This is a genomic window from Solibacillus isronensis (genome assembly GCF_023715405.1).
Taxonomy (GTDB): Bacteria; Bacillota; Bacilli; order Bacillales_A; family Planococcaceae; genus Solibacillus; species Solibacillus isronensis_B.
Genome location: NZ_JAMBOC010000001.1, coordinates 1006560 through 1024581, shown reverse-complemented (window position 1 = coordinate 1024581; position 18022 = coordinate 1006560). Strand labels below are relative to the sequence as shown.

The 18022-nt window shown below is 40.1% G+C and carries 14 protein-coding genes and 1 riboswitch; of the genes, 6 read left to right on the top strand and 8 right to left on the bottom strand.

Going from position 1 to position 18022, the window contains the following annotated elements:
• Positions 1-73 precede the first annotated feature (73 nt).
• The 3 genes from M3166_RS05205 to metA all read left to right on the top strand — a co-directional run bounded on the left by M3166_RS05205 (position 74) and on the right by metA (position 5854).
• Positions 74-3820, top strand: a complete 3747-nt coding sequence (locus tag M3166_RS05205) for an AAA domain-containing protein (RefSeq protein WP_251687991.1) — start codon at positions 74-76, stop codon at positions 3818-3820.
• A 15-nt stretch (positions 3821-3835) separates the two neighbouring features.
• A complete protein-coding gene (locus tag M3166_RS05200) occupies positions 3836-4579 on the top strand; it encodes a nucleoside-diphosphate sugar epimerase (protein ID WP_251687989.1) in 744 nt (247 codons plus the stop codon).
• 72 nt (positions 4580-4651) lie between these two features.
• A riboswitch (SAM riboswitch) is annotated at positions 4652-4759 on the top strand.
• A 153-nt stretch (positions 4760-4912) separates the two neighbouring features.
• Positions 4913-5854 (top strand): homoserine O-acetyltransferase MetA, encoded by a 942-nt coding sequence (gene metA, locus M3166_RS05195; protein WP_014823882.1) that lies wholly within the window; start codon positions 4913-4915, stop codon positions 5852-5854.
• A 50-nt stretch (positions 5855-5904) separates the two neighbouring features.
• Here metA and M3166_RS05190 read toward each other — a convergent pair whose 3' ends face one another.
• From M3166_RS05190 to plsY, 4 genes are all read right to left on the bottom strand, one after another.
• Complete coding sequence (locus M3166_RS05190; RefSeq protein ID WP_014823881.1) at positions 5905-6675, bottom strand: ABC transporter ATP-binding protein; 771 nt, start codon at positions 6673-6675, stop codon at positions 5905-5907.
• A 125-nt stretch (positions 6676-6800) separates the two neighbouring features.
• On the bottom strand, positions 6801-7427 hold the full coding sequence (locus M3166_RS05185) for a YczE/YyaS/YitT family protein (protein ID WP_353056567.1): 627 nt from the start codon (positions 7425-7427) through the stop codon (positions 6801-6803).
• A gap of 146 nt (positions 7428-7573) precedes the next feature.
• Positions 7574-7864 (bottom strand): HesB/YadR/YfhF family protein, encoded by a 291-nt coding sequence (locus tag M3166_RS05180; RefSeq protein WP_251687986.1) that lies wholly within the window; start codon positions 7862-7864, stop codon positions 7574-7576.
• Between the two features lie 110 nt (positions 7865-7974).
• The gene (plsY, locus tag M3166_RS05175; protein WP_079526708.1) at positions 7975-8577 is read right to left on the bottom strand and encodes a glycerol-3-phosphate 1-O-acyltransferase PlsY; all 603 of its coding nucleotides are present in this window, start codon (positions 8575-8577) and stop codon (positions 7975-7977) included.
• Between the two features lie 303 nt (positions 8578-8880).
• On the opposite strand from plsY, the gene parE reads away from it, so the two are divergent.
• The 3 genes from parE (at position 8881) to M3166_RS05160 (ending at position 15070) form a co-directional block, all read left to right on the top strand.
• The gene (parE, locus tag M3166_RS05170; protein WP_251687984.1) at positions 8881-10854 is read left to right on the top strand and encodes a DNA topoisomerase IV subunit B; all 1974 of its coding nucleotides are present in this window, start codon (positions 8881-8883) and stop codon (positions 10852-10854) included.
• A complete protein-coding gene (parC, locus tag M3166_RS05165) occupies positions 10854-13283 on the top strand; it encodes a DNA topoisomerase IV subunit A (protein WP_251687982.1) in 2430 nt (809 codons plus the stop codon). Before parE ends, parC begins: the two co-directional genes overlap by 1 nt.
• Positions 13284-13453: 170 nt before the next feature.
• On the top strand, positions 13454-15070 hold the full coding sequence (locus tag M3166_RS05160) for an SWIM zinc finger family protein (RefSeq protein ID WP_251687980.1): 1617 nt from the start codon (positions 13454-13456) through the stop codon (positions 15068-15070).
• Positions 15071-15290: 220 nt separating this feature from the next.
• Here M3166_RS05160 and M3166_RS05155 read toward each other — a convergent pair whose 3' ends face one another.
• The 4 genes from M3166_RS05155 to M3166_RS05140 all read right to left on the bottom strand — a co-directional run bounded on the left by M3166_RS05155 (position 15291) and on the right by M3166_RS05140 (position 17960).
• Positions 15291-15431, bottom strand: a complete 141-nt coding sequence (locus M3166_RS05155) for a hypothetical protein (RefSeq protein WP_176142089.1) — start codon at positions 15429-15431, stop codon at positions 15291-15293.
• A 112-nt stretch (positions 15432-15543) separates the two neighbouring features.
• Complete coding sequence (locus M3166_RS05150) at positions 15544-15966, bottom strand: hypothetical protein (protein ID WP_251687978.1); 423 nt, start codon at positions 15964-15966, stop codon at positions 15544-15546.
• 126 nt (positions 15967-16092) lie between these two features.
• Entirely contained in the window at positions 16093-17637 is a 1545-nt protein-coding gene (locus M3166_RS05145) for a solute symporter family protein (protein WP_251687976.1), read from the bottom strand.
• Positions 17634-17960, bottom strand: a complete 327-nt coding sequence (locus M3166_RS05140) for a DUF485 domain-containing protein (protein WP_251687974.1) — start codon at positions 17958-17960, stop codon at positions 17634-17636. The genes M3166_RS05145 and M3166_RS05140 overlap by 4 nt, the downstream gene beginning before the upstream one ends.
• Between the last annotated feature and the right edge of the window lie 62 nt (positions 17961-18022).

The window sequence follows — 18022 nt, the reverse complement described above, 5'->3', positions numbered from 1 at the left end:
CTGACGAATATTGTTATAATCATATACGACTAAACGGAACTGTATATAAAAAATCTATGAGGGAGGTGTGTTCATGGCACCAAAAACAATCGCGAATATTCAAACCCGCTGTCATATTTTATTGACGAATACGGCACGTGAAGCGATGAAGGAGCATGTTCCAGATGAACACGCCTTTTTTAATTTACAGCAATATTTCATTGTCGCGATTGAAAAAGTATCGGTCGATGCAGAGCAAACGCATTTGAGCATCTTTTTCGATAATGATAAAAACGTAAAATTAAAAAATAAATTTGAAGAACGCGTTGTCATTATGGACTGTGTATTTGACCGGAAAAACGGTCTTGTGGCAAAAAGCTTTCGAACACGCGGCAAAGGGACACCGGTTGTCACAAATCGCCGCGCCACAATGAAAATCCACTTCGTTGCATCCCGTATTAGTGGCCATACATACCAGGATCCGTTTCTAAAGGCCATTGATGAACTGCCGATTGCACAGGAACGTTTTGATTATGTCAATAAGAGAATCAGCAGCTGGGAAGGCTATTTAAAAGTTTTAAACAAAAATGCGGACATTGAAGATATTCATGCCCGTTTTTCAAGTGTCACGTTTGATGCCGATTTTTCTCATATGACAGTTCGCATCAACAACCTCGATAAAAAGCAGTGGAAACAGCTGGATGGCCTAAGTGCGCGTTTGCGCGGCTATGTGCAGGAAATCGGGGATGTTGCCAAAATCCGCCGGAACGAGAATACCGTTGAAATTGCGTTAAAACCATATTACAGCAATTTGGCGCGGAGAAATGAGCTGCAGTTCCAATCGGAAGACATCGAATTTTCCAATGCTGCGACGAAATCACAGTTAAAGCGGCTTTTAAAAGGGTTTGAACGTTTAAAAGAAGGATTGGCCGCAAATGCGAACCTCGAAACGATACTATTTGAAGATAAGCCGGTCATTGCCGAGCGCAGAAAAACGGTTCCTCTTAATTTTCATAACCGGCTGAATCCTTACCAACAGCAGGCAGTCGAAGGGGCGATGAGTTCCGAAGATCTGTATGTTATTCAAGGTCCGCCCGGTACTGGTAAAACGACGGTAATTTCGGAAATTTGCTATCAAAATGCAAAAGCAGGTTTGAAAACACTCGTTGCTTCGCAATCAAACTTAGCGGTAGACAATGCATTAAGCCGACTTTTATCGAACAAAGATATCCGGATTTTGCGTTACGGTCGTACAGAAAGCATAGAAGAAGAAGGGAAAAGGTTTATTGAGGAAAATGTTGCAACGTATTGGCAGGAGCAGACATTTGAAGCAATCGGCCATGAAATTTCGCTGCATGAACGAAAAGAGCAGCTTTTAAATAATGAGATCAATGAGGCTCAAAATGAAATTGCTGCGCTTGAACAGAAACAAAAAGAGCTTGAACTTCAAATTGAACAAAAAGAAGCGGCAAAAGCAGAATTGCATATTCTGGCTGAAAAGATTCTGGCATTAAAAAAACAATTGACTGAATGCAAAAAAGAACTGGAAGACAATGAACGCAAGCTGGAGAAACTGCAGGCAACGCAGAGCACAGTAGCCGAAACCGTTGCAAATTTTGAACAGCAAGTAAAAGACGGATTAACTGTCGAGCAATTGACAGAACAAGCACAACAGTTAAAAGAGGCGAGAGAAAACTTCCAGCAGCAACTTACGCAAAGTCATTATAAAGCGCAACTTGATCAATTCCAGCAGCGATTTAATGCTGTTAAAACGAAAATTGAAAAGACCAACGAAACGTCACAGTATGATTTGCTCATTGATAAAATTGCCTCTTTGAAAAAAGTGTATGAAATTGAGGAGTTCATGAGTGAATACAATATTCGCCGGAACTATGCAATGGACCGTTTACTTACAGCGCTTGATCGAATTCAGCCGCAAATGGAGCAGTATAAACCGATTAAAGATGTGAAGGAACGTCTGGAAAAGGCATTGCATTACAGTGAAACGGCGTTAGGTATTCATGTAACACCGGACAGGCTGGATATGGGCCATCATTATACGCTTGAAGAAATTCAGGAGTTTTTGACGAAGCTTAGTATCGCTTTTCGGGACCGTCGCGTAAATGCTCAAAACGGAACCCGCTCCATTCAGGGTGTTCATTTGCGCATGCAATATATCGAGCAGCTGAACAATAAATATATGGATGCGATCCGTGAAACCGTGCTTATTTTCGAAAAGCTGAAAGAGGAAATCATTCTTCAGTTTAAAGAGCAAAATGATGTGAAAGCACAGCATCTTCAGCAGCTGGAAGAAGAGGCAACTACGGTAAAATCCCAAATGGATGCGATCAATGAAAAAATTGATCCATCGATTACGTTGAACCATTCCACGGACGAGCTGGAAGAACTGCTCGCAACAAATGAACTGGATCAGATGAAAACTGAAACACAGCGCCAAAACCGTGAAAAAGTGGAGCTTCAACTGGATAAAAAAGCGGAGGAGCTGGCAGTTTTAAATGAACAGATAGCCCTTGGTACTGAGACTGTCGAACAGTTAACAGTTCGCTTTAAAGGGATCAACAGCGAAGGCATCCAGCTTGAAAAACGCCGGACAGAACTTGAACAGCTGACAAAACTGAACCCTGAGCAGGCGATCATTGAAGTAAACGAAAAGATCGGGCTTCTTACAGAAAAGATCGAGATGCTTGAATTGAAAATCAGTTTGCTTCCGGTGACGGCAGAACTTCAAAACGAATGGTACGGTTTACTGAAAAACGCCAATGCCCATGACTTGGACGAAATCCGCAAATTGTATGTGAAACATGCCAATGTGATCGGGACAACTTGTGTTGCATCGGCAAATAAAGAGTTTATGGACAACTATCCGACATTTGATGTCGTGATTATTGATGAAGTTTCGAAAGCAACACCACCGGAACTGTTACTGCCGATGTTAAAGGGCGCAAAGATCATTTTAGTTGGGGACCATCACCAGTTGCCTCCGCTTGTAGGCGATGCGACATTTGAAGAGACATTGGAGCAAGTTGTGAAGGAAAGTACAACATTTGAAGAAAAACGAGAGCTTGAAAAGTTACTGGAAGAATCATTGTTTGAGCGTCTTTATAACAATTTGCCGTCACAAAATAAAACGATGCTCGCCCTTCAATATCGAATGCATAAAAATATTATGTCAACTATCACACCGTTTTACGAAAATGAATCCGAACAGCTGCAGTGTGGGTTAGAGGATTCGGATGCCGTACGCGATCATTTCCTTGAAACTTCAAAGGTTACACGAAATCACCATTTACTATGGCTTGATATTCCGAATGCCAAGCCGTATTTTGAAGAGCGTATGAAGGAAGGCTCGAGTTTATTCAATTTAGCTGAGCTGGAACAGATTAAACAGCAGCTTCTTGAATTAAATGCCGCAACGGGACAAGCGAAAGCACAAGGGCTGATTCCACAAGACGCATTAAAATCGGTTGGCGTTATTTCATTCTACGCGGAGCAGGTGAAACGTATTAATCGTCTGATCGAACAGGAAATCAGTGTACCGCATTTACACATCCGTACAGGATCCGTCGATAAATTCCAGGGGATGGAGATGGATGTGATTATCGTCAGCATGGTGCGGAATCATGACAATGAACGCGGAGAAATCGGGTTTGCGAAAGATTACCGACGCCTGAATGTTGCATTATCCCGCGCACGGGAACTGCTCATAATGATTGGCAGTACCGAAATGTTTACAAAGCGTCCAAAGAGCGCGAAAACACGGGATATGTATGCCCATGTATTAACGACAGTAAAAGAGCAAGACGGCTATTTTGCTGTGTAGAAACAGGGGGATTGAATGGATTTACAAAGTACAGTTATACAGCTGCAGAAAGAACTCATCCAAAATCCGTCCATTGAAATCAAAAAGCAAATGCAATACGCCATTCCGATTCACACATTGGAAGTGAAATATCATCCGGTAATGCGTAATGCCATGGATATTTTAATGAAGATGATGCTCATTTCATTTGAGAAGGCGAAGCTGAAAAATGTGGAGTTATTAGCCGAAATTTTATTGGTGGAACCGTTATTTATTCATGATTTGACGAATAAAATGTTACGACTGGGTATGATTGTGAAGGAAGAGGAATTTGCACTAACTGCAAAGGGTAAGGCTCAGCTGGAATCGGGCATTTTTGAAGAGGAACTTGAAGAAACAAGTTATTTTATTCAATACAGCCCGATCCATGAGCAGCCATTGGAGGGTGACCTGGAGGAATTTGCGGATTTGGAAGAGTTTCCGGAGCCTTTCCCGACAATCGAAACAGAAGAAATCGAAGCAATTGAAGAGAGCGTGCTGATTGATTTCATACAACAGCAACTTTCCGAACAACCGGTGGCGGAAGATGAAGTACCGCACTATATAACGAGTGTTGTTTCGACGGAATCGATCCAGATTAATGATATACCGGTCCTATGTTTTTTACTGTTTGATCAAAAGGAAAACAGGCATTTTGTGCGGGTATACAATACATTGACACGTGTATGGGATGAACGGCTGGAGACAATCTTATTTACTATAGAAAAAGAGCAGCTTTAGTATGCGTGAAATAATATTTTTGGAATTATTGCAAAATTACAAAGTACATGATACACTAATGACAATTTAATAGACTTATCAAGAGAAGCGGAGGGACTTGGCCCGATGATGCTTCAGCAACCTCTAGTTTAACTAGAAAGGTGCTACTTCCAGCAAGGTGTTGACCTTGGCAGATAAGAACGGGTAGAAGCCCCTCTCAATTCTGTTTTGCTGGAATGAGAGGGGCTTTTTTATTGTTCCGGAACGGTTCGTTTCGCTCGTAAAACAATGCATTGCCTGAATACCACAGATTATTAAAAGTTTATTGAAAAAGTTTATGAGGGGGAAAGTGGAATGCCGATTAATATTCCGAAACATTTACCGGCGGGTGAGCTGCTTAGAAAAGAGAAGATTTTCGTCATGGAGGAAGACCGTGCGAAAACACAACAAATTCGACCGTTAAATATTTTAGTGTTTAATTTAATGCCTGAAAAAGAGAAAACCGAACTGCAGTTGCTGCGCTTACTCGGTAATACACCATTACAGGTGGATGTGACATTTTTAAACACGGCTACATACGAATCAAAAAATGTTTCCAAATCGCATTTAGATACTTTTTACCGGACGTTCGACCAAGTGAAGCACCGTCGCTTTGATGGGCTCATTATTACAGGAGCGCCAGTAGAGAAAATGGATTTTGAAGATGTTGGCTACTGGAATGAGATTACGCATGTTATGGACTGGGCAGATGAACATGTCACTTCGATTATGTATATATGTTGGGGCGCCCAAGCTGCATTGTATCATCATTTTGGCATCGGAAAATTCGAATTGCCGAAGAAATGCTCCGGTGTTTATTCCCATGTGATTACGGATTTAACAGTAGATTTAGTGCGGGGATTCAGTGATGAGTATGTGGCACCTCATTCACGCCACACGTCGGTTTCAATTGATGAAGTGCGAGCACACCCTGACTTGCGACTATTAAGCTATTCGGATGATGCAGGCGTGTTTATCGTGCAATCGAAAAACAATAAACATATTATGATTACAGGGCATCTGGAATATGATGCAACGACCTTATCGGATGAGTATTTCCGCGATATTGAGAAAGATCCGGACAATACGGAAATTCCGATCAACTATTTCCCGAATAACGACCCGTTGCAGGCACCGAAAAATGTTTGGCGTGCCCATTCGCATCTGTTGTTCTACAACTGGCTGAACTACTACGTATACCAAGAAACGCCGTATGAATGGCATTACGTCGATGAAAATATTGAATATCATATTTAATGCTTATAAATGAAACGAACCAGCAAGAGATGGACTCCTGCTGGTTCGTTTTATTTAATTGCGACCCAGGCACGTTCGCGTTCAATCTGCAAACTAATTTCCCGCCCGAAGAAATCGCTTAATAATTCGTCTGTTAAAACAACTTCGCGTGCATTGGCTTCGACATTTTTTCCGTCTTTCATTAAAAGTACATGGCTAAAACAAGGAAGTATTTCTTCTACATGATGCGTCACGTAAATTAGGGTAGGGCCGTTTTCTGCTTGTGCAATCTGTTCTATTGTTTGCAGCAAGTTTTCCCGTTCGATTAAGTCCAGACCGCCACATGGCTCATCCAATATTAAAATTTCCGGATCCGCCATAATGGCCCTTGCTATTTGAACACGCTGCCGTTCACCTTGAGACAAATGCTCGAATGATTTATTTGCTAAATGGTCACAGTGAAAATGCTTCATAATAGAAACCGCATGGTCAATTTCTTCTTCCGTCACATCATTGAAAAGGCGAAGGGCACCGAATTTTCCGCTGAGCACGATTTCAATTGCATTATCCTGCCAGTTGAAGTTATCGATCATCGCATTGCTGACCCAGCCGATCCGCGTCCGCAGTTTCGGTATATACGTCTTGCCATATGTTTCACCCAGTACTTGGACCTTACCTTCATTTGGCCAAATATAGCCGTTAATAACTTTCAGCAACGTCGTTTTGCCGGAGCCGTTTAACCCTAAAATAGCCCAATGCTGTCCCTTTTGAACATGCCAGCTTAAATCATTTAAAATCTTTTTGTCATTGCGATATAAATGGATATTTTCAATATGTATCATTTAAAAACACCTCCACTTACTACTATGCACCTTTTTTCATTGTCGTGAAAGTATTTTTTGAAAATTGTAACAATTTAAATGTAAAAAAAAGAAAGCAAACGCATAATGCTTGCTCTCCTCATTATTTATATAACAACACTTTCGACACCTGCTGCGCGGTGGAACAACTTTCCGTTCCATTTGAGTGCCCATTGTACGACAGGCCCTAAGCCGAACGCCATAAATACAGTACCGACTCCGACTGGTCCGCCCAATACAAAACCTAATACAGCAACCGTTACTTCCATTGTCGTCCGTGCACGGTTGACACTCCAGCCGAGGCGATGCACCAACAGCAGCATTAATGTATCACGAGGTCCTACACCGAGGTTTGCGACCATATACATCCCGCAGCCGAAGCCGAGCAGAACAACGCCAACAACAAACGCCAATGTTTGTTCTAACAGTGTATTCGCATCCGGTAATACTAACAAAAATATATCAATAAAAATCCCTGTCAGGAACATGTCCAAATAAGTCCCTGCTTTTGGCAATCTTTTTGTGAAAAACGTATCAACAGCCAGAATGAGCAAACCTAAAATAATCGACCACATACCGACCGTTAATCCCAAGTTTTTTTGTAATCCGATATGAAGGACATCCCATGACCCAACGCCAAGTATTTGTCCTTTGATCGTCAATGCGACGCCTAATGATAAAACAATGATGCCTGCAATAAAAAATACGCAGCGCCAATAAAATTCCTGTTTCACTTTCACATGTAATCCCTCATCAATCCTCGATATAATCCTTACTCATTATAACGATTGAATCGGCAAAAATGGATTTACAATAAATTCGAAACATTTGAACTTTTTGAGCGGCAAATTGTTTGTATTAGGAAGCGGAAATAGGGCCTTTATTTTTCGTACGAATAAGTTAATTCATCGGATGAATCGGCGACATCTACAACTAAATGATGTTCATTAAAAAACCATTCATCGGATTTTTCGATGTAGTAATGAATATCTTCCACAACCGTTTCAATACCTATTTCATGCGGCTGCTCCCGTGTCATCCCTAACGAAAACCCTTCATGAAAAGGTGAAGAACCTCCATACCTTGCATAAAAGCGAATAAAATCGCCTTTTTCTACTTCCATCTCTTGTTTAAACCAATTGAGTGCTTTTTCTGATAGTTTGATTTCCATATATTTCACCTCTACTGCCATTATGCAGTAAATAAAAAAAACTTACAAAGCTCGCGTTCTGAATTTTAAGTACAAAAAAAGACTGAAAGGAAACCCTTTCAGTCAATCGTTTAAAATCCTTTAATTTTCGGTTCAGTACCGGCTTTAATCCGCTTAATATTTTCACGGTGACGGTAAAAAATGAAGCCTGCCAGAACGACAACCAAAATGAATAATGCATATTCTCCTGTTATCATCCAATGACCAATTACATAAATAACCGCTGCAGCGGATACAATCATAGATGATAAGCTGACCATTTTCGTTAACTTTAAGGCGATGACAAATACAATGATTAAAATTAAAAATAACGGTAAATTATAGCCTAAAATAACACCGCCGCTCGTAGCAACTGCTTTTCCTCCGCGGAAACTAGCGAAAATCGGGAACATATGGCCAGCAGCCGCGATGACACCTAAGATTAAAGGATGGACAGTGCTGTCTGCGAAAAATGGCAATAACGGTAGCAATACCGCAGCCGTTCCTTTCAATATATCAATAAGCAATACGGCGATGCCCGGTTTTTTGCCTAATACTCTAAATGTATTAGTCGTTCCTAAATTGCCGCTGCCTTGTTGTCGAATATCCGTTTTGTAAAAAATTTTGCCAATCCATAAAGCAGATGGAATGGAACCGATTAAATAAGCACAAATAATAATTAATGCGTTGATCAAGTGTTGTGCTCCTTTCGAATTCAGAATTACTACTTGGTACTAATAGTATGTATTGAATATTTTACAATGTTTTTTAATAGAAGGAAAGAGGTATTATTTTTTCGTTCATCGTAAAAAACAGGGAAAAAGTTACATTTTATTGTTTGCTACTGAAGGATATGCTTTTAAACGTTCGTTTTTGATGATACAATTAATCTTTGCAAAGCCTAAATCAGTACCTTTAAACATTGACATCATGCATATTTGAGCGTACGATTAGGTAGTAAATAGAACGTTTGTTTGTATTTTTGGAGGGGATTACATTTGGTAAAAAACCAAGCCGGTATTTCGTATAATGAAGATGCCATTCAAGTATTAGAAGGTTTAGAAGCCGTACGCAAAAGACCAGGGATGTATATTGGTTCTACAGATAGTCGAGGTCTTCACCACTTAGTGTATGAAATTGTAGACAATGCAGTGGATGAAGCGCTTGCTGGATATGGAAATCATATCATCGTGAAGATTCATGAAGATAACAGTATTAGCGTGCGTGACCATGGTCGTGGTATGCCAACAGGTATGCATAAAATGGGTAAACCAACCCCTGAAATTATTTTCACCGTCCTTCATGCAGGCGGAAAGTTTGGACAAGGCGGTTATAAAACAAGTGGCGGTTTACATGGTGTAGGTTCATCAGTTGTAAACGCCTTATCAACATTTTTGGAAGTAACAATTTATCGTGATGGCCAAGTTTATCGCCAGCGCTTTGAACAAGGCGGGAAACCGGCTACATCGCTTGATATGATCGGAAAAACGAAGGAAACAGGAACACTTGTACATTTCCTGCCGGATCCAACGATTTTTTCAGTCGTTAAATATAATTATGATACATTGGCAGAACGCTTACGTGAATCTGCGTTTTTATTAAAAGGATTAAAAATTGAACTAATCGATGACCGCGGAGAAGGAAAAAATGAAATTTTCTATTATGAAAGCGGTATTGAAGCATTCGTCACATACTTAAACGAAGAAAAAGATGTATTACATCCGGTTAAATATGTTGAAGGTAGCATTCAGGAAATTGAAGTGGAGTTCGCACTGCAATTTAATGACGGCTATTCCGAAACGATTTTGTCATTCGTTAACAATGTCCGTACACGTGATGGCGGTACACATGAAACCGGCGCTAAAACAGCGTTGACACGTGTGTTTAATGAATACGCCCGCAAAATCGGATTACTGAAAGAAAAAGATAAAAACCTGGAAGGCACTGATATTCGTGAAGGTCTGACAGCAATTGTTTCTGTACGTATTCCTGAAAATCTGCTGCAATTCGAAGGTCAGACAAAAGGGAAGCTTGGTACATCTGAAGCACGCTCTGCCGTTGATACCGTTGTTTCAGAGCAATTAATGTATGTGCTTGAAGAAAATGCCGAGCTGTCGGCTTCTTTAGTGCGTAAAGCAATTCGCGCCCAACAAGTGCGTGAAGCAGCGCGTAAAGCACGTGATGATGCCCGTAACGGGAAAAAGAAAAAATCGAGTACGCTTCTGTCTGGTAAGTTGACACCTGCACAGTCGAAAAATGCTTCAAGAAATGAATTATACCTTGTAGAGGGTGATTCAGCGGGCGGTTCGGCGAAGCAAGGTCGTGACCGTACATTCCAGGCGATTTTGCCATTGCGCGGTAAAGTTATCAATACTGAAAAGGCAAAGCTGCAGGATATTATGAAAAATGAAGAAATTGCGACGATTATCCATACGATCGGTGCAGGTGTCGGTGCAGATTTCTCGGTGGAAGATGCCGCTTACGATAAAGTTGTTATCATGACCGATGCCGATACAGATGGTGCCCATATTCAAGTATTATTGCTGACATTCTTCTACCGTTATATGCGTCCGCTCATCGAAGCAGGAAAAGTGTATATTGCGTTACCGCCTCTTTATAAAGTATCAAAAGGGTCGGGTAAAAAGCAGGAGCTTATGTATGCCTGGACAGAACAGGAGCTAAGCGCCGCAACGAAAAAAATCGGCAAAGGCTATATTATTCAGCGCTATAAAGGTTTAGGTGAGATGAATGCCGATCAGCTTTGGGATACAACGATGAATCCGGAAACACGTACATTAATCCGCGTAAAAATTGAAGATGGTGCACGTGCAGAACGTCGTATTACAACATTGATGGGCGATAAAGTAGAGCCCCGCCGTAAATGGATTGAATCAAACGTCAACTTCGGCATGGAAGAGGATGCAAGCATTTTAGAAAATGAATTCATCCAGCATGAGGAGGTTAACGAATAATGAGTTTTGTAGAAAAATTTCAAGATCTGCCATTAGAAGAAGTAATGGGTGACCGTTTTGGTCGCTATTCCAAATATATTATTCAAGATCGTGCATTACCGGATACGCGTGACGGGCTAAAACCTGTACAACGTCGTATATTATATGCGATGTTCCATGAAGGTAACACTTTTGACAAACCGTTCCGTAAATCGGCAAAAACAGTCGGTAATGTAATTGGTAACTACCACCCGCACGGTGATTCTTCGGTGTATGATGCAATGGTCCGTATGAGTCAGGACTGGAAAAGCCGTCAGATGCTGGTTGAAATGCATGGTAACAACGGTTCTGTCGATGGTGACCCGCCAGCCGCAATGCGTTATACGGAAGCACGTCTTTCAGCGATTGCCGCAGAACTATTACGTGATATCAATAAAAATACAGTTGAATTCGTACCAAACTTTGATGATCAGGATATGGAACCAACTGTATTGCCATCTCGATTCCCGAATTTATTAGTTAATGGCGCAACAGGGATTTCGGCTGGTTATGCGACGGATATTCCGCCACATAATCTGCAGGAAGCACTTGATGCGGTTTTAATGCGTCTGGACAACAAAAACTGTACAGTCGATGAACTGATGACCGTTATTAAAGGTCCCGATTTTCCTACGGGCGGGATTATTCAAGGTGTTGATGGCATTAAAAAAGCATACGAGACAGGTAAAGGGAAAATTATTGTCCGTTCACGTACAGAAATTGAGCAGTTAAAAGGCAATAAAGAGCAAATTATCATTACCGAAATCCCGTTTGAAGTAAATAAGGCCAATATGATCCGTAAAATGGACGAGCTGCGCGTAAATGACCGCCGTTTAGACGGTATTTCCGAAATTCGAGATGAATCGGACCGTGATGGTTTACGAATTGTTGTAGAGCTGAAAAAAGATGTGCCTGCACAAGGAATTTTAAACTTCCTTTTAAAATCAACGGATTTGCAAGTTTCATATAACTTCAATATGATTGCGATTCATAACCGTCGTCCGATGATGATGACATTGCCGCTTATGTTGGATGCGTATATTGATCACCAGAAGGAAATCGTGCGCCGCAGATCCCAATATGATCTAACAAAAGCAGAAGATCGCTTACATATCGTTGAAGGTCTTATGAAAGCTTTATCCATTTTAGATGAAGTGATTGAAACAATCCGTGCATCGAAAGATAAACGCGATGCGAAAAATAACATTATCGAGAAATTCGGCTTTTCGGAAGAACAGGCAGAAGCAATTGTCAGCCTACAACTTTACCGTTTAACGAATACCGATATTACACAACTGCAAAAAGAGCAAGATGAATTACATGAACTTGTTGTGAAACTGAAAGCCATTTTAGAGGACGAGAAGAAGTTGATCCGTGTTATTAAGTCCGAGTTAAATGACATTAAAAAACGCTTTACTTTACCTCGCCTTTCTACAATCGAAGCAGAAATCGAAGAAATTAAAGTAACGCGTGATGTATTGGTCCCAAGTGAAGAAGTTGTCGTAACCGTAACAAAAGACGGCTATGTAAAGCGGACAAGTCTTCGTTCACACAGTGCGTCAAACGGCAAGGATTTTGCGATGAAGGATTCCGATTACTTGCTGTATGAAGCTAACTTGAACACGCAGCATCATTTACTCCTGTTTACGAATAAAGGGCACTACATTTACCAGCCGGTACATGAATTGCCGGATATTCGCTGGAAAGATCTCGGACAGCATATTTCAAGTATTGTGCCGATCGACTCAAACGAAGAAATTATCGAAGTCATCGGTATTGAAACATTTGAGCAACCGAATATGTATGTATTTACCGCTACAAAAGAAGGGCAAATTAAGCGGTCGGCACTTGCTGACTATATCGTCACTCGTTATTCGAAACCGATTAAGACAATGAATTTAAAAGGCGAAGACGAGATGATTTTTGCGCGTCTTGTTACGGATAAGGAAGAAGTATTGCTTTCTACAAACACGAGCTATACAATCCGTTTCCCTATGGAAGATCTTCCGGTAACAGGTGTGAAAACAGCAGGAGTTAAAGGGATTATTGTTAAAGAGGGCGAGTATCTTGCAGCGGTTGCATTATTAAATCCGGAGCAGGAACAAGAACTCGTTATTGTCACACAGCGCGGTGCCGTTAAACGAATGTTGTTATCGGAACTTGAACTTGGCACCCGGGCAAAACGCGGTGTCGTTATTTTAAAAGAGTTAAAATCGAACCCGCACCGTATTTATACAATTTTAGTTGTTAACTTTAGAAATACGTTTATAATCGAGACCGAAAAAGGTATACAGGAAACAATCTCAGTGACATCCTTAACGAGAGCGGACCGTTATTCAAACGGTTCACTACGGATTGATACAGAAGGCGATGGGGCAATCTGCCGCGCTTATGTGGAGAAAGTAGAATAAATTTGAAAGCGATTGGGCTAAGCCCAATCGCTTTTTTAATAAAAAGCAGAACTAGTCCATCCTCAAAATCTATGCGGTCGCTGTTTTTAATGCAAACTCTATTTTTCTAACCGAACTATCATTAACATGCTATTATTATTTATAACAAACAATAAAAATGGGTGAGTTCAATGCATATACATCAATTCGAAAAAAACGTTTCAAAAGTAATTTTGTCAAGAGGAAAGGATTACTATAACAAAAATCTCATTCGAGAATTTAAGCAAATTGCACATAATGCATGGCGGGCAAAAATTTTAGGTACGGATGAGTACCTTGTTTATATCGAGCTGAAAAATGATAAGATTGTCGAATCTTACTGTACATGCCCGTTTGATGGTACTTGTAAGCATGAAGTTGCGGCGTATTATGCGATTCGTGAAAGCTTGATACAGTCAAATGTAGAAGCCGTCGATTTTATGGCCTTCTTTAATGAAAAGACTAAGGCTGAACTGGTTGATGTATTAGTGGAGATTATGGAGCAATATCCATCTATACAGGAACGCTGGATACCGAAAAAAGTAAATGGTATAAAAAATGCAACTCACCTCATTCTACAAGCAGAAGAGAAAATTTTAAAAAGTGTGAATCAACTTTTTAAAAGAGGCTTTTGGCAAGCGGATGATTTTGAAGAACCCATTGAAAGCATCTTTGAAGTTATGGAACAAGCACAACAACTGACAAATGAAGATCCACTAACTGCATTTGCACTGTTTGAGGTTTGTTTTGAGCGAATTAGCGATATAGTAGATAATTGTCCTTCGTGGCTTTACGAGCAAACACTAGAAGAAATGTATCGTATTTTTTATGATAGTCTTCAGACAGTTCAATCCAATGAACAAGCAATCGAATGGACTAAATGGCTTTTAGTAAAGTTTGACCAAAATGTAAAAGTGAAAAAAGAGTATTTGTTTTTAATGGAAGCTGCCATAACACTTAGTCCTGTTTCCAATATGAAGTATCATATATTGGAAGCCTTACAGCATCATACCAAAAAAACTGGAGATAAGAAGCTGGCATATGACTTAGAATTTCAATTATTAAAGACTGTAGGCGCTGAAAGTGAAATAGAGTCGTTTTATAAAAAAGTCGATATTCATAGCACATTACGTGTACAAATGATTCATTTTGCGATAGACCGGAAACAATATGCAAATGCCCTTACTTTATGCGCAGAGGGAATTGAACAGGATGCAAGCTCTCTGCATTACCGGAATCAATATTTAATATCGGCGTTTTCCATTCATCAAATGATGGGCAATTTGCCAGCTCAACGCACAGTTGCATTTGAATTGGCATTAGGTGGTCAATTAGACGATATTGATCGATTAAAAAATCTTTATGATGGTGAAGAGGAATTACTACACGATATATTAAATGATTTAATTGAAATTCTTGAGCAACAGCAGCCACTCCCAAATCACTATCCAATCCTTTTAGAAAAGACTTATCAATGGGACCGATTATTAAAGTATTGTCAACAAGATATTGAGCGGATTTTACGATTTGGCCATTCACTGCAACCACATTACCCGCAAGAAGTTGAAATTTTACATGTACAACATATTTTAGCGCTTGCAAATGTTGCATCTAATCGGGAACATTACAGTCATCTTGCATCTATTATTACATGCTTGCAACAGCTAGGCTATCAGGACAGGGCTATAGAATTAAAAGCCTATTTAATTGAAACATATCCACGAAAAAAGGCGCTACATGATATATTAAATGCAATGAGCATACTATAACCACAATGCATAAAAGAATATGGGGCAGCATAATATAAAAGTAATTCATTGACATGGGAGGCATACTTTCATACAATGAAGTTAGTAAGATTCATGCGTGATGGATCTACAGTAGTACAGAGCGGTTGGGTGGCCCCCAATCGCTTTTTTATTTACCCTTTTATGATGAAAATTAAAAACACCACCTAGATGGCTAGTCTAAGTGGTGAAAACGAATTTTTTACAGCATCATTCGGAAAAAACGATAAATGGTATCGACAATACGAAAAATGTCTGTCGCATAACGAAAAATGGCGAGTTTTTCCTTACGCTTTTTTTCCGAAACAGCCTTAGCCTTTTCTTTGCGTGATGGATAAGACACAGTAGTACACCTCCTTTGCAAAAGGAGTCAGCTGGATGCTGCTTTACTATTGTACCATGAAATATTAAGGAGAATATTCCTGTTTTTAATAGAAAAAAGCATAGTAAAAGCGTCAAATTCCGGCAAGAAATTCTCCGGATGTTGACGCTTTTTTATTCGTAAGCATTTTTACAAAGGTCCATTTTTGTTCAGGCGGCAAAAGGATATTATTCTGTTTTACCACACCGATCGTAAATCCCGTATAATCTTCCTCGACGACAAACTGGTAAATATCCTGCTGTTCATCGTTCGTTCCTGTAAACTGGACGACATGCTGGCCACTTCGGGCGGTAAAGTACTCCCAATACGTCAATTCATAATGGCCATCAAATACTTCAGCAATGAGTAACTCTTCGTTAAAAGGCCACTGCTGCGCTTTTACATAATCGATATAAGGGGAGTTCGTCTCAATTTCTTTCCCGTTCAGTACAAAGCCGACAATACAGCCCATCACTACGACACAAATGAATACGCGTATATGCTGTCCAAGCATCATCGCTTCACTCCTCAAGATAGAATAGGGGAGATTTCACAAAACAGTGGAGTTATAAAAAATCAGCCTCTAACAGTGTTAGAAGCTGATTCGTTTTTCCTCAACTCGTCAAAGTAAGGAAGGTTATTTTTAGTGAGAAATGTCTTGTACAGAAATCCCTGTCTGAGCTTTTACTTCAACTTCACGGTATTTCAGATCATTTCTTTCTTTAGAAATTAATGTACCGATAAATCCGCCTAAGAAGCCAAGAGGTACAGAAATTAATGCAGGGTTCGTTAACATAATTAACGGTTCACCAACAAAGATTGCTTTACCTTCAACCGGATTCCATACGTTTGGAGATACGGCAACTAAAATCAATGCAGAGATTAAACCTGTTAACATTGCTGTAACTGCACCTGATGTGTTGAAACGTTTCCAGTAGATTGTGTAGATGATTACCGGTAAGTTCGCTGATGCCGCAATACAGAATGCTAATGATACTAAGAAGGCTACGTTTAATGTTTGAGCACCTAAAGCTAATAGAATCGAAACAATTGAGATAATAATTGAACCGATACGAGCTGCTTTAACCGCTTCTTGTTCAGTAACTTTACCTTTTTTAATAATTTGACCGTAAATATCATGTGATAGGGCAGAGGCACCAGAAAGTACTAAACCTGCTACTACCGCTAAGATTGTTGCGAATGCTACCGCACAAACGAATGAGAACAGAATGTCGCCGCCTAGCGCTTGTGCTAGTAGTGGGGCAGCCATGTTACCTGCCGGGTTTGCTGCTACGATTTCGTCTTTACCAACGAATGCTGCTGCACCGAAACCTAGGAAAATCGTTAATACATAGAATAAACCAACAATCCAAGTAGCCCAAATTACTGAAGAACGAGCTGTTTGTGCGTCTTTTACTGTGAAGAAACGCATTAGGATGTGTGGAAGACCCGCTGTACCAAGTACTAGCGCCAATAGCATTGAAATTGTATCAATACCATTTGTATAACGTAAACCTGGATTTAAGTAAGCTTCACCATGCTCTGTTACCGTTGTCATTTGTGTAAACATGTTCGCGATAGAGAAGTCGAATTTTGCTAATACTAAGAATGAAATAATAACAGTACCTAACATTAATAGACATGCTTTAATGATCTGTACCCAAGATGTTGCTGTCATACCACCGAATAATACGTAAATTGTCATCATGACACCAACTAAAAGTACCGCCATCCAGTATTCAATACCTAACAGTAATTGAATTAAGGCACCTGCACCTACAAGCTGAGCGATCATGTAGAACAATACGATTGTAATTGTAGATAATGCTGCTGTACCACGAACTTTTGCTTTATCGAAACGAGCTGTAATCATGTCGGCTAATGTGAATCGGCCTAAGTTACGTAATGGCTCTGCGACGATATATAAAACTACTAAATAGGCTACTAGGTAACCGATCGAGAAGAAGAAGCCATCAAATCCGAATAAAGCAATCGAACCTGCGATACCTAAGAATGATGCTGCCGATAAGTAGTCACCAGCAATGGCCATACCATTTTGCCAGCCCGTTAATCCGCCGCCAGCTGTGTAGAAATCCGACGCACTAGATGTACGTTTAGATGCCCACCAAGTAATGACTAAAGTTAAACCTACGATTGCTACGAAGAAGAATATCGCTGTAAAACTCATTTGCTTCTACCTCCTTCATATTCCGCAATAATCGCTTTCGCTTCTGCGTCATATTTATTAGCACGTGCTACATAGAAGTGAGCTAATCCCCATGTCATTACGAACAACCCAGCTGAATAAAGCCATACCCATGTAATATCACCAATCGCTTTTTGATGTAAGATATCTGTAAACGAAGTTAAGATTGGTAATAACATATAAAGTACTAAAAAGATTGCGGTAATCGACCATAAAAATGAATTCTTTTTCCTCGCCAGTTGCCTGAAAGATTGCTGTGATGCAATTCTCTCATAATCAATAATTGGCTTTTGATTATTCCCCATAAACATTCCCCCATTTTGTGATAATTATTACTGCTTAATGTACGTAAAATTCTGCTTTTAGG